This window comes from Mycoavidus cysteinexigens (assembly GCF_003966915.1).
GTDB classification, from domain to species: domain Bacteria; phylum Pseudomonadota; class Gammaproteobacteria; order Burkholderiales; family Burkholderiaceae; genus Mycoavidus; species Mycoavidus cysteinexigens.
On the sequence record NZ_AP018150.1, the window covers coordinates 943874 to 958004 of the forward strand.

Genomic DNA, 14131 nt, shown 5'->3' on the forward strand with positions numbered 1-14131 from the left:
AAGGTTTTTCTTAGTATTGAGCGCTGCGATAAGCCCAACAACAAAGCCGGCGAAATACCCCATCCGAAGCAAAAAATCGGCGCATCGTGTGGTGCGATGGGGCTAAACAAGGGCTCAGAAGAGGGATTGAGAAGCAAAACAAAAGCCTTTTATAAAAAGCGAACTTAAGCAGAGTATGAGGCAATGAGAGGGTTTGAATCCTGTTAAAGAAAGAGGCTTCGGAGAAATTTGGATCATTTCGTGGGAAGGCTGTAAAGAAAAGCAGCAGGATGTAAGGTGATGGCATGAAAATTTTTTTAAATGAAAGGTTATTATGCCTCCTCTATCCCCTATATCAAGACGGCAATCTCAAAAGCCGAGTACAGAATCAAATGATTTGGGTTCAAACACGATAGAGCAAACTATTCCGAGAAAAAGAACGGTCTATTTAGAGGCCTTAAAAAATTTCAGGGTTGATACAAAAAATTTAAATCCAGAGCCTCAGAGGGAAAGAAAAAGAAGAGGCGTGCGACCTACCCCTCAAAAAGAAACGATACAAAGTGGGGCCGCGCCTGATCATGGATTGGGAGTTGAAATAGTCACGAGTGATAATCCGGAGAAGGTAAGCAGCCAGCTAAGTTATTCTGACATGCAATATCAAGCATTTTATCAACCAATAGAAGCTTTTTTCAGTCAGCCAGAGGTATCTAATGCTTCAGATGGAGAGGATATTTCTTTGGAGTTTTTGACTTACCTGCAGTTTGATGAAGATGATGATCCTAAAAGTCAGAATGCAGAAATGAATTTGGCAGGAGAGCCAGAAGCGAATCATGCTGCGCTTTCTGATAATGATTTTCAGGCTATAGAATTGGGAGTTGGAATAGGCACAAGTGATAATCAGGACGAAGCAGGCAGTTCGTTATCTTTTTATGACCAGCAACTACGAGCATTAAATCACCCAATAGATTTTTGCCGGCAGTCAGATGTATTGAATGCTTTAGGTGAAGAGGATTCTTTTTTGGATTTTTTGGACGAATGGAATTTAGATAATGAAAATGCTGTGTCAGGAAATCAAAATGCAGCAATAAATTCGGAGGGAGAGTCAGAAGCGAATCACGCTGTGCCTTCCGTTAATGATTTTCAGGCGGTAGAAAAAAATACAGGTCAGCAAGCAAAATTGAAGAAGGCCAAGCATGTGAAATGGGCAGATAAATTTGAAGAGATAGCTAGCAATATTGTTAAAGCTAATACAAATGTAAACTCTAAACTGAGTGGGATAAAACTGCACGCTCGATTGAAAGCATGGTGTAATGATCAAACCCCCCCATTAACATGCCCTACTTATGACTGCTTTAATAGAAATTACCTAGAGAGGAGCTATAAACATTTTAAATGGCCGCTTGAATTGATAGCTGTGACTCACAGTGTAATTAACAAATATCCTAAGCTTGGTTATAGAAGGCAATATAAAAAATTTATGAAAGAAATAGAGGAAAACTATTCATCAAAAACCCCGCCCACATTGAAAAACTTTCGTACTTTTATAGAAAAAATGAAGAAGTCAGCTAGCGTGATAGAGAATTAAATGAGAAGATAATCTAAATTTGAGAGCGCCTATGAGACTAACAGGTTAGAGTAGGTATCTGATTGGCGTGTTAACTAATTTAAGTGTGTAATTTTCTTAAAAATCATCACTATCGCTATCACTGCCATTGTCATTTATAATTTTGAGGCGTGCAGATCTGGCTTGATCCCATCTTGCATATAGCTCGTGTATGCTGAGTGGCTCTCCTCCATTGGAGGGCGGGGTTGTGCCGCTCCCTTTGTAGCTGATCCTCACCACTGTAAAAGCGATCAGCCTATCGTCTTCAAGCGATGTTGAATCATCCATAGGTGAAACGGCTTGGCGCTCGCTGAGTGAAAAATCTGTTCTAACGGCATGGTCGGCGTCGACTTTGTTACTGCTTAGGTCGCTTAGATTCAATGGGGGCGAATATACGCTAGCTTCACTCAAACTGTATTCAAGCCAATAGTTACCGTTTGAGTCCTCAATTATTTCTGGGCTTAGCCAGTTGATTAATCCATTTCTCTTCGATATTAGAGAAAATATTGCTATCAGTGCAGCCCGATCTATAGTTGGCTCAATTGGACGATTTCCTTTTTCTATAGCTAGAAATTTAAATTTAATATTGTCCCTAGTTTTGTTATCTAATATTTTAATTTCTATTAAATTTTCGCCTAACCAGTTGGAGTGAGATTTTATGTATTGAACGGCTTCTTTAGAGGAGTATGAGATAGGTAAAATTAATATATCTTTAATTTCTGCATCGTCTTTGCGGAAGCCGATTATGGCTTGCCCATTTCCAAGAGTAAAAGAAGGTATTTTTTCTTCTGTTGGAAAATTTTTAAACCTAGAAAGTAGGTCTGCATGATCAAATTGTGATTCATTGCATGATAGGGGATGAAAAGTCTCACATTTAGTTGTACTTTCGCTACTGCTACCACCACCGCACCCAGTGACCCAGCTCTTCACGATTAATAAGACAATTAAAATTTCCTTTTTCATGTTGTATCGCTATGCATTTTAAGGTCATGGAGTAATCTGATGGTATTGATTGTATCAGGGCTGGATTTATAATGTTTATATGTTTCGTGTGTAGAGACTACCAAAATCAATCTATCTAAAATCGGGGTTTCACGATAGTGGTAAGTCGGTACGAAGAAATTTCTCTATATTTTTCTTCAGGCTCAGTGCCAAGTATGGGGACTGATGGTAAAGAGTTATTTATGTACACTGACTTAGAGTTCTTTTTTAAGAAAGGCATCAATCGTGCAAGCTGTATGTAACAAAAACGTTCGTTTATTCAAGTGTAATAGACAAACTCACATCTTTTCAATTCTCTGTCTGCTCCGTAAAGTTCGTACCAATAAATTTCAATGACTTCAGCTAAATTTATCCACTTACCCTTCCACACACCAGTATTTGCATCCACTAGAAAAGAGCTATTCTCTTCACCCTTATTAAGACACGCAATTGCGTGTCCCCCACCATTAGCAAAGCTTATTTTGACTAAGCAGGGTTTTTCAGGTTTTATAGATTTTATAAAATCAAAAAATTGTACTTGTTCATAATAATTTTCAGTTTGATTTTGACTAAGGACTGACCTAAATAAATAATTATCAAAACATACCTGATTAGCTCCCTTGACGGATAAAATTTGAGAATTTTTATATGCTAAATAATGTTTATTTTTTAATTCATTTAATTTATTCCATATATTATCTATATCTGCGGATCCCTTAAGATTAAATAAATTAGAAAAAGAATCTAAAAAACCAGATTCTTTTTCTTTTGTTTTTAATGAATTTTTTAATTTTTCCATTTCTTCTGAGTATGCTTTTTGCTCTTGTTCACAGTTATCAGATCTAGCTATATATGAGCCATTTTCTAATAAAAAAAGATTCATTGTTGGCCCCCAGCTATCCTCCTTATCGTCAGAAAGTTCCTGTGTATATAATTCCCATATTTTATTGTATTCCTTCATTTGGTATATTTCCTTCGAGAGCCAAGTTGTGGAAACCGCATAGCAAACACCGCCACCAGTCTCTCTTAGCATATCCGCTACCAAATTATTTTTATCTAACTTGAGATGTTGTAGAATGGGTATAGAAAACTCAACTTGTTTTTCCGAGGCGAGCTTTCGGCAATATGCAAGGTTTACATTTTTTGCTGGCATTAGATTCTCTCCGAACGATAATAAAAATTAAAATATAAATCTCATTATTGAGCCCAATAATACTGCGCAGCCAAATATTTTTTCTCTTTTATTTCTTTATAGGGTTGGTTGTAAGCACAAAACCGCAGAAATGTCCCACGGATGGGAAAAAGAGCTAGCGCCCAAAGCTACAAAAAAATTATTCAATATCACTCGAGCATCTATTGGATTGTGACCGAGTTGATTAAGCTAGATGGTAACCCATATTTAGCTTACAGTACTGCAATAGCCAGGGCCTAAAGGCACCTGGGAACATCCCACGGTTTTGCGCTTATAGGGGCAGAGGCAGGATTCGGAAAAAAATAGTACTAGAGATACCGTTTTGTCGGTCAATAAATGATTGTCTTCGTACATAAATAACTCTTTATCATCAGTCCCCACACTTGGCACTGAGCTTGGAAAAAATATAGAGAGATTTCTTCACATCGACTTATAAGTAGGTTTTTTAGTTCAAATTTTTTTTGACGAGATATAGAGCAGGCAATGTGGATATTTTGGGTATTCTACTGGAAATATATGAATAGTAAATATTGTAGTGGCTGCATGAAGTTGATCCTATCCTTTAATTAAGACCAGGGTTCTGGTCGCTTTTCAACTGCGCTGCCCCAGGTGGATTTAACCACTATCTTGCAATATTAAGCATTCATTTCTGCGCGCCGCGTGATTCATAGTTACTCTCCCTCAATATGATTTAACCCAATGCCATGACGCAATCCCTGCTAGCGTCATGATGAGGGATCCCGCAACATGAACGCCAATGGAACTAATGGCCCATCCTAGTCGCCCTTGTTGCAGTAGCGTGACGACTTCAGCGGAGAAGGTTGAGAAAGTGGAAAGACCGCCGCAGAATCCAGTGATAATCAATAACCGCCATTCAGGCGCAAGGTTTGGCGCTTGGGCGAAGTAGGCCAGCGCTATGCCAACGACATAGCCTGCGATCCAATTAGCTGAGAGCGTACCCAACGGTAAGGTGGGGAGGATACTATTGAGCTTAAGCCCAAGGCCCCAGCGTAGGAGTGCGCCAAGCGTAGAGCCAAGGGCAAGCGCGGCAACTGCTTTCCACATCATCAATGCGTGCTAAGGTGAGTTGAGTGCTGGCGGGTGGCCAGTACGGCTTCGATCGCGCGCGCGATGCGGATGATGCGCGCATCGCTATAGGCAAAACCGCAAATCGATAATCCGACCGGTAGTTCACCGGGCAATTGGCAAGGTAGCGTGAGCGCGCAGCCATTCAAAATATTCGTGATGCGCGCATTGCGCAAGGCCAGTTTATTGGTTGAAACAAATAAAGCATCGTCGCGGATCAGAGGCGCAAGTGGTGGCGGCGTAATGGCTGCAGTGGGCATGAGCCACGCATCCGCATCATATAAGCGCTGGCGGGCGTAGGCTTGTAGGCGTTTGTGTCCGGCTAGTATATCCAGATAATCAGCGGCGGTGAGGGTTGCGCCCTTGCGAAGGTTAGCGACGACGTGAGGGTCATAATTTGCGCCAGCGCGCTGTATAAGTGATCGGTGCCAAGTCCAGGCTTCGGCGGCAACCAGACCGCCTTGCTGATTGATTGAGTTAAGTTCAAATAATTCAGGGAAAGAAAAATGGACGATGTGCGCACCTGCTCGGCTTAGCGCCTCGAGTGCCGCCTCAAAAGCTGAGTGTACTGTTCGGTCCAGCTCTGCGCCTACGTAATCGTGCGTGACATAAAGGCGCAAGCCTTTAATATTGGCTGCGCTGGTTTCAATCGAAGAGGGGGATTGGCCGACTAGTACCGCATCTAAGATGGCGCAGCAGTCAACTGAAGGGGCGAGCGGTCCAGCCGAGTCAAGCGAAGCCGACAGGGGGATCGCGCCGGTCAGAGGGACGCGCTTGGCGGTTGGCTTAAAGCCTGTTAATCCGCAGAACGCTGCGGGTACTCGAATTGAGCCGCCGGTATCCGTGCCGAGTGCGGCAATGGCCATTTCACCCGCTACTGAAACGGCGGCGCCGGAGCTTGATCCTCCCGCCACCCGGCTAGGGTCCAGCGGAGTGCAGGGGTTGCCGTAATGTGGATTAAGGCCAAGCCCAGTATAAGCAAATTCGCTCATATTTGTACGGCCTAGCAGAATCGCGCCTGCCGCGCGTAGGCGCGCCACTGCTAGGGCATCGGTGGTTGCTGGCGGCGCATTCGCTAAAATGCGCGAACCGGCGCGGGTCACTTGCCCAGCTATATCGAACAAATCTTTAATCGAAATCGGTAGTCCGGCCAAGAGCGAAGGCGCATAACCAGCAGCCCGCGCAACATCGGAAGCATGCGCGGCGACTAACGCATGTTCTGCGTCAACGCTGATCCAGGCGCAGCCGCCTGCGCGACGATGAGCGTCGATGCGTGCGAGTGCTTCCTCGATCAGGCGTACGCTTGTTATCTGCTGGTTTTGCAAGGCCAGCGCCATACCCCGAACGGTCTTCATTTATACAGTTTAACCGTAAATTAAAGCAATTCAATCGCAGGTAAATGAACCAGGCTGGTTTCGCGCATGATCGACACAAATTCACGCATATAAGGCTGCGTTGAGAGTGTGGGCGACACTGCAGCATACAGCTCCCCAGCCAAAAAAGTCCCTTGCTGGGCGACGATTGGCCGCGCGCTAACGTAGCGCCTTTCAAGATAAGCGGCTACTGCCCACCAGGGTAGCGCAGCAATGCCACGGCGGCTAGCAACCAGTTGCAAGATAGCAACGGTCAATTCCGAAGTACGCCGTTTAGGTGCAATGCCGGCTGGTTTTAGGACCTGCCTTACGATATCAAGCATATCGTCTGGCACAGGGTAGCTGATTAAAGTTTCATCCCGAAAATCATTAGCTTCAAGCACATTGCGTTCAGTCAGAGGGTGGTGGTTGGCGAGCAAACCAACAATCTGAAAGCGAAACAGAGGTGAATAATGCATGGCCTCTGTCGGGTCCGCTTCAGCCACAATCGCCAGATCTGCGCGATCTTGGTGCAGCAGGCCAATCGGGTCAGTGTGAAAGCCGGACACAATATCCAGCTCAACTTCGGGCCAGTGTTGCCTGAATATATCCATCGCTGGCATGAGCCAATCGAAACAAGTGTGGCATTCAACCGCGATCCGTAAGCTGCCGCCGGTTCCAGCCGCGAGCCGGGTGAGATCCCGGTGCGCTTCCTCAACCGCGGGCACAATGGTCTCAGCCAGTTTGAGCAGGCGTTTGCCTGCTGCGGTGAAGGTCAAAGGTGATGATTTGCGAATAAAAAGCGGCGCCTCAAAATGGTTTTCGAGCGCTTTAAGCTGGTGCGAGAGGGCGGATTGGGTTAAATAAAGCCACTGTGCAGCACGCGATAGATTGCCGGTATCGCGCAATGCGAGCAGGGTTTGCAGATGGCGAAATTCAAGCGGGGTACGGATCATAGCGGCATCTTATATGAAATAAATTAAAGTTAATTATTAAAAAAATTCGTTTTATTAATAGATTCAGATCGTCGACAATCTTCATCATATTCAAGGCTGTGGCAAAACCGTATAAGCGGGCGCCGGGCGGGGAAAATTGACGCATAAAAATCTGTCTTTACGATCAATAAAGATTTTAGGCGTCATCTGGTGAGCATGCAGAAGTTTTGTGGCAGCTTTTTTATCTGCCCTAGGAGAATTTCATGTCAGTTGCTCATATTTTAGGATTTCCCCGCATCGGTGCGCGCCGCGAATGGAAATTTGCGTTAGAAGATTTTTGGCGCAGCGCTCAGACTCCGGAGGATGAAGCGGCCTTGCATCAGGTTGCGCGCACATTGCGCGCTCGGCATTGGGCCTTGCAGCGTGATGCTGGCTTAGATTATGTGACGGTGGGTGATTTTGCTGGGTATGACCACGTATTAGACACACTGGCACATGTGGGGGCTGTGCCGGCGCGCTTTGGGTTTGATGCGCAGACTCTTACGTTGGCACAATATTTTCAGATGGCCCGCGGCCATGCTACGCAGCCGGCGATGGAAATGACCAAGTGGTTTGATACTAATTATCATTATATCGTACCGGAATATACGCCTGATACACAGTTTGGCGCGGGTGTGACTGGGTTGTTTGATGCACTGACTGAAGCACAGGCGGCGGGGCACCGTGCCAAGCCAGTGTTGCTTGGTCCACTGACGCTGTTATGGCTGGGCAAGGAGCGGGATGGCCTACAAGATCGGCTCACCTTGCTCCCGCGTTTATTGCCGGTATATTGTCAACTGCTGGCTAAGCTACGCGCAGCAGGGGTGGACTGGGTGCAGCTTGATGAGCCGATTTTTGCCTTGGATTTACCTCATGCGTGGCGCGCCGTGGCGCACTCAACTTATGAGCAACTTGCGCTGGTTGCGCCCCAATTGCTGCTAACGACATATTTTGGTGCAGTTACAGAACATATGGCGTTGCTGAAAGCGCTTCCGGTGGCGGGTTTACATTTGGATCTGGCGCGTGCGCCGGAGCAACTTGAAGCGTTTATAGAAGACTGGCCGGAAGATAAAATTCTGTCTGCCGGTATGGTTGATGGCCGCAATGTTTGGCGGCATGATCTGGATGCATCTTTGACTCATCTACAAAAAGCCCACTCTAGATTAGGAGATCGTTTATGGGTGGCGTCAAGTTGCTCCTTGTTGCATGTGCCGGTCGATCTGCAGAGTGAATTAGAAAATACTCGGTCCGCGCCCGCCGCGCTCGATCCTGAATTGCGCAGTTGGCTTGCATTTGCAACGCAAAAGCTCGATGAGATTGTGGCTTTACGCTGCGCTTTAGTTGCAGGCCGGCACAAGGTGTCTAAGGTATTTGATGCTGCCGCTCAAGCTTGCTCCACGCGTCGTACCTCCACGCGCATCCACCATGCCTTTGTGGCGCGGCGTCTGGCTGAATTGACTGAAGGCGATGCACAGCGCAATGCGCCCTACGAGCAACGCGCGTGGTTGCAACGTGAGCGCTTTAAATTGCCACTCTTGCCTACAACTACGATTGGCTCGTTTCCTCAGACACCCGAAATTCGGCAGGCGCGCGCCGATTTTAAGCAAGGTCGGATTGGTCATTTAGCCTATCTAGAAGCGATGCGCGCGCATATTCGAGATGCGCTTGCGCGGCAAAACGAATATGGTCTAGATGTACTGGTGCACGGTGAAGCGGAGCGCAATGATATGGTTGAGTATTTTGGTGAACTGCTCGCCGGATTCGCAATCACAACCCATGGTTGGGTGCAAAGCTATGGCTCGCGTTGCGTGAAGCCGCCGCTGATCTATGGCGATGTATATGCTCCTGAGCCAATGACGGTAGGGTGGACCACCTATGCGCAGCAGCAAACAGATAAGCCTGTCAAAGGCATGTTGACTGGGCCGGTGACGATGTTGCAATGGGCGTTTGTGCGGGATGACCAACCCCGAGCAACCACAGCTTTACAGATTGCGCTGGCTTTGCGCGATGAAGTCTGTGCGCTCGAAGAAGCGGGTATTGGCATGATTCAAATCGATGAGCCGGCGTTACGCGAAGGGCTACCGTTAAAAGTGGATGATCACGCCACCTATCTGGCCTGGGCGATCCAGGCCTTTAAGGTGGCCTCTAGCGGTGTCGCCAATCATACGCAAATCCATACGCATATGTGTTATTCAGAATTTGGCGATATTTTGCCGGCGATTGCTGCGTTGGATGCAGATGTATTGTCGATTGAGACCACTCGTTCAAATATGGAGTTATTAACCTCGTTTGCAGCTTTTGCTTATCCGAATGAGATTGGGCCAGGCGTTTATGATATTCATTCGCCGCGTGTGCCCACGAGTGAGGAAATGGCCAGGTTAATTCAGCTTGCGCTTGAGCATATTCCTGCTGAGCGCTTATGGGTGAATCCGGATTGTGGGCTGAAAACGCGTGATTGGACGCAGGTGGACGAGGCTTTAACGCGCATGGTGAAGGCGGCGCAGCAGGTGCGCGGCGCTTTGGCGCGCGCGGCGTAGGCGTACTGACGAGCCAGTCGTTGATTGGCTCATTAAATAAACAATAGTTGCTTTTTCTTAAAAAAAAAGTAACTATTGTTTCATGTCTAGACGATCTACCGCTTCTTCCATGCTTCCTGCGCCGGTTGCACGCAGTCTGAGTGAATTGGGCCAAAATTTGCGTGTCGCGCGCAAACGTCGTAAAGAGACGCTGGCTTCGTTTGCCGAGAGAATGCAGGTGTCAATCCCAACCTTGCGCAAAATGGAGCAAGGTGACCCAAGCGTTTCTATCGCAATTTACGCAATGGCGCTATGGCTGATTGGGCGACTTGCCTTTCTGAGTGAAATTGCTGATCCATTTAATGATGAAACAGCTTTATTGCTTGAGTTGCGTAGATTAGACCCTAAAGCTACGCGAAATCTGCGATGAATAATCAACTCTTTGTCTGGCTATACGCTGCGGGCGCGCGCACTCCGATACCGTGCGGTGAACTGGAATTGCTGGGTGGACGTCGCTGTTTGTTTCAGTACCTGCCCGCTTATTTAGCTAGATCGAATGCGTTTGCGCTGGCGCCCGATTTGCCATTACGGCGGGGTTGGCTAGAGCCTTCTGCGGGGCAGGATTTGCATCCAATTTTTGAGGATGCAGGTCCAGATCGTTGGGGCCGTCAAATTATTGAAAAAATTTTTCAGCCACAGCGGCGCTCACCGATAGATTATCTGGCGCTGGCGGGCGAGGACCGAATTGGTGCGCTTGGCTTTTCGCAGTCAGAGGCGGTATACCAAGTTAGTCAGCAGCAGGTTTGGGGGTGTGCTGATCTGGCTGAGTTATTGCAAGCTGCATATGCGGTTGAGTGTCAGTTGCCATTGAGTGCGCACTTACGCCAACTCTTACAGCCTGGCGCAAGTGCCGGTGGCGCTCGTCCCAAAGCCATTTTGCAAGAAGGGGGAAGAAAGTGGTTAGCTAAGTTCCCAGCAAATGGAGATGAATGCGATGTGTGCGCGCTTGAATATGCTTCGTTGCAGCTAGCCGCTGGCTGCGGGATTGCAGTACCAGCGGCAAAACTCATTTCCGTTAATGGCAAGAACGTTTTATTAGTGGAGCGTTTTGACCGGGCCAGTGATGGCAGTCGTTATCACTTTGCGAGTGCGCGTACTTTGCTATTAGCGCAAGGCATTAAAGAAGGACAAATGGCATATGCCGATATAGCTGAAGTAGCGCGTCGGTTTTCAGTTCGCCCCCAAGCGGATTGCTTGCAGATTTTTCTTAGAATGGCTTTTAATGTGTTCATGGAAAACACGGATGACCATGAAAAAAATCATGCCTTTTTGTACCAAGATGGGCATTGGTCGCTTGCGCCAGCGTACGATCTTCAGCCTCAGTTGCAAGCAGTGAGGTATCAGCAGTTAATCGTTGGCGCAGGCAGCCATGAACCCACGCTTTCTAATTTAATGGCGGATTGCGGCCGCTTTATGCTCACGCCGGCTGAAGCCAGCGCGGCGCTTAAACAGTTAGCGGCTAAGTTAGCGTGCTGGCCACAAGTTTTTGCTCGCTATCATGTACCGGAAAACCAGATTGAGCTGTGTCAGCGTTTCATTCTTGCGGAGCAGATAGCAGCGCTTTGTGAATGATTTCGCGCACGTCTTTTGATTGTGCCGAAGCCAGCACGGTTTCAAGCGCCTTATGCATTTGCTCACGCAAGGGTGGGATAAATTTACGCCAGCGTTCAAGTAGGCGCGCTAGGCGTGCCGCAAGTTGCGGGTTAAGGGTATCTAGCGCAAGCACCTGTTCAGCCCAGAGCGTATAGCCTGCGCCGTGTGGCGCATGAAATTGCGCGGGATTGCCGCTGATAAAACTAAAAATCAGTGCGCGCACCCGGTTTGGGTTTTTTGAGGTAAATGCAGGGTGGCGCAGCAAAGTGCGCACCACATTGATAACATCCATTTCGGCGCGGGTTTGCCTGGCCTGGAATGCAAACCACTTATCAATCGCCAGCGGCTCGTTTTCAAAACGTTGATAAAAATCAGTCAGCGCCGCCTGCGCAAGTTCGCCGCCTAGGTGGATAAGAGCGCTGAGTGCAGCGCCACGATCGCTCATATTATTGGCCGTATCGTACTGCGTTTGCGCTAGATGGAGTGTGCGCTCGGTATGCTCGCTATCGGTTAAATAGCTCAGCGCTAAGTTTTTTAAAGCGCGCTGTCCCATCGCGGCAGGAGTGGGCTGGTACGGGCCAGGGGTTTGGTGTTGCGCATAAATGGCAAACCAGTCGTCACTGAGGGCGTTGGCGAGCTGGACGCGCAGGTTTTGTCGTGCAGCATGAACTGCCGCTGGGTTTGCTTCGTCCATGTGCTCGGCTAGGTAGGCTTCAGTCGGTAGGGTCAGCACTTGCGCTCGAAAGGCCGGCGTCAAGGTGGGGTTGCGCAAGACACTGCCAAAGGCTTCGATAAGCGCAGGGTTAGTCTCATGCGTGTTGAGCTGAGTATTCTCGGCTTGGCGCGCATGCGTCAGCAAAGTGCGGGTTGCAAGCTGTTGGCCAGCCGCCCAGCGATTAAACGGATCGCTGTCATGCGCCAGTAAAAAAATCAATTCATCATCAGTGTAATCATATTCAACAATCACGGGCGCAGAAAAATCGCGCAGCAGCGAGGGCACAGGGCGGCGGCGCACATTGATAAAGCAAAAGGTTTGTTCAGCCGCGCTCAATTCAAGCATGCGCGTTGCAGCGCCTGGCGCGTTTTCGTTATCAAGTTGTAAGGCAAGATCTTGCCCATTTGTATCAACTAGCCCAAGCGCGAATGGAATCAGGAGTGGCGCGCGGACTACTTGAAGCGCATTCGGCGCAGGTTTATGGTGCTGGGCGAGCGTGACGGCATAAGTTTGTGCGGCTTCGTCATAGCGGGTCCGCACTGAGACATAAGGCGTGCCAAGCTGACTATACCAACCTTCAAATTGCGTCAGATCGCGCTGATTAGCGTCGGCCATTGCTTGGCGAAAATCATCGCAGGTTACTGCCTGTCCATCATGGCGCTGAAAGTACAAATCCATGCCCTGACGAAAACCCTCGCGTCCGAGAAGTGTTTGATACATACGGACAACTTCGGCCCCTTTCTCATAGACTGTAGCCGTATAAAAATTATTGATTTCAACGTAACTTTCTGGACGCACAGGATGTGCCATAGGGCCTGCATCCTCTGTAAATTGCGTTTGCTGCAAAATACGCACGTTCTCGATGCGTTGATTGGCGCGCGCAGCGGCGGCATTGACTGCATCTGCCGCCGCCATATCCGCGGAGAACTCTTGATCACGAAAGACCGTAAGCCCTTCTTTTAAGCTGAGTTGGAACCAATCACGGCAAGTTACGCGGTTACCCGTCCAATTATGAAAATATTCGTGGCCCACAACCGCCTCGATATTCGTGTAATCTATATCCGTCGCTGTTTGAGGGTTCGCCAATACGTATTGAGTATTGAAAATATTCAGCCCTTTGTTTTCCATCGCCCCCATATTGAAGTCGCTTACCGCAACCAGCATAAATCGTTCAAGATCAAGCTCCAGGCCAAAGCGCGCCTCATCCCATTGAATCGCATGTATGAGGGAATCCATCGCATGGCGGGTTTTATCAAGGTCATGCGCTTCGACCCAAACTTGCAGCAGCTTCTGAGCGCCTGAGCGGGTTGTGATGCGCTCTTCAAGCGCCACTAATTGCGCGGCAACGAGCGCGAATAAATAGCTCGGTTTAGCAAACGGGTCGTGCCATTTTGCATAATGTTTGCCGTCAGCTAGGTCACCCGACTCAATTAAATTGCCATTGGATAACAAGATAGGATAAGCCGTTTTATTGGCGCGCAAAGTGACGGTATAACGCGCCATCACATCTGGACGGTCAAGGAAATAAGTGATTTTTCGGAACCCTTGCGCCTCGCATTGAGTAAAAAAATGGCCGTTCGATAAGTATAAGCCCATCAGTGATGTATTGTTGGCCGGTTCGCAAGCACTCGTGATGGTGAGCTCAAACGCGTCAGGAACCTCGTAAAGGGTGAGCCCAGTCTCATCTATTTGCACATTTTTATAAGGCATGCCATCTAAATGAAGGCTGATGAGTTGCAGCACCTCGCCGTCCAATTGAAATTTAGGGCTATATTTGGCCTCTGGATTGCGGCGCACTTGCATCTTGTTGATGACAGTTGTGCGTTGAGGCTCCAGTTCAAAATCCAATTCGATCGTATCGATCAAAAAGGGCGGTGAAGTGTAGTCAGTGCGATAGATGGTGTTGGCGGCGGCGAGATTTGGCATGGTTGTTGAAGTGAGCTTAGCAAAAAGTGGGTTGGCTCATGATTGTACAAAAGCCTGGCGGTTGGATACACTATAAATCAATGAGGTGGTACTAGTCCCGATCCAATCTGGCAGCCCTTCGATTTGACGAGAAGAAGTTGTCAGTTCAAATTCA

At 47.9% G+C, this 14131-nt stretch carries 10 protein-coding genes; 4 read left to right on the forward strand and 6 right to left on the reverse strand.

Going from position 1 to position 14131, the window contains the following annotated elements:
• Nucleotides 1–313: 313 nt before the first annotated feature.
• Nucleotides 314–1564: a hypothetical protein gene (locus MCB1EB_RS04100; RefSeq protein ID WP_126353876.1), complete on the forward strand. Its 1251-nt coding sequence runs from the start codon at nt 314–316 to the stop codon at nt 1562–1564.
• Nucleotides 1565–1660: 96 nt separating this feature from the next.
• Here MCB1EB_RS04100 and MCB1EB_RS04105 read toward each other — a convergent pair whose 3' ends face one another.
• The 5 genes from MCB1EB_RS04105 to MCB1EB_RS04125 form a co-directional block, all read right to left on the reverse strand.
• Nucleotides 1661–2545, reverse strand: coding sequence for a hypothetical protein (locus MCB1EB_RS04105; protein WP_045362770.1), 885 nt, complete (start codon nt 2543–2545; stop codon nt 1661–1663).
• 298 nt (nt 2546–2843) lie between these two features.
• On the reverse strand, nt 2844–3716 hold the full coding sequence (locus tag MCB1EB_RS04110) for a hypothetical protein (RefSeq protein ID WP_126353877.1): 873 nt from the start codon (nt 3714–3716) through the stop codon (nt 2844–2846).
• 720 nt (nt 3717–4436) lie between these two features.
• Complete coding sequence (gene crcB / locus MCB1EB_RS04115; RefSeq protein WP_045365735.1) at nt 4437–4820, reverse strand: fluoride efflux transporter CrcB; 384 nt, start codon at nt 4818–4820, stop codon at nt 4437–4439.
• A gap of 2 nt (nt 4821–4822) precedes the next feature.
• Nucleotides 4823–6196, reverse strand: a complete 1374-nt coding sequence (locus tag MCB1EB_RS04120) for an amidase (RefSeq protein ID WP_045362768.1) — start codon at nt 6194–6196, stop codon at nt 4823–4825.
• 20 nt (nt 6197–6216) lie between these two features.
• The gene (locus MCB1EB_RS04125) at nt 6217–7149 is read right to left on the reverse strand and encodes a LysR family transcriptional regulator (protein WP_026920822.1); all 933 of its coding nucleotides are present in this window, start codon (nt 7147–7149) and stop codon (nt 6217–6219) included.
• A gap of 242 nt (nt 7150–7391) precedes the next feature.
• On the opposite strand from MCB1EB_RS04125, the gene metE reads away from it, so the two are divergent.
• From metE to MCB1EB_RS04140, 3 genes are all read left to right on the forward strand, one after another.
• A complete protein-coding gene (gene metE, locus MCB1EB_RS04130) occupies nt 7392–9704 on the forward strand; it encodes a 5-methyltetrahydropteroyltriglutamate--homocysteine S-methyltransferase (protein WP_045362767.1) in 2313 nt (770 codons plus the stop codon).
• A gap of 82 nt (nt 9705–9786) precedes the next feature.
• Nucleotides 9787–10113 carry a helix-turn-helix domain-containing protein gene (locus MCB1EB_RS04135; protein WP_045362766.1) on the forward strand — a complete coding sequence of 109 codons (327 nt, stop codon included), beginning with the start codon at nt 9787–9789 and terminating at the stop codon, nt 10111–10113.
• The gene (locus tag MCB1EB_RS04140; protein WP_045362765.1) at nt 10110–11315 is read left to right on the forward strand and encodes a type II toxin-antitoxin system HipA family toxin; all 1206 of its coding nucleotides are present in this window, start codon (nt 10110–10112) and stop codon (nt 11313–11315) included. The genes MCB1EB_RS04135 and MCB1EB_RS04140 overlap by 4 nt, the downstream gene beginning before the upstream one ends.
• Here the strand turns inward: MCB1EB_RS04140 and pepN are convergent.
• Nucleotides 11278–13977 (reverse strand): aminopeptidase N, encoded by a 2700-nt coding sequence (pepN, locus tag MCB1EB_RS04145; protein ID WP_045362764.1) that lies wholly within the window; start codon nt 13975–13977, stop codon nt 11278–11280. The genes MCB1EB_RS04140 and pepN overlap by 38 nt on opposite strands.
• Nucleotides 13978–14131 lie beyond the last annotated feature (154 nt).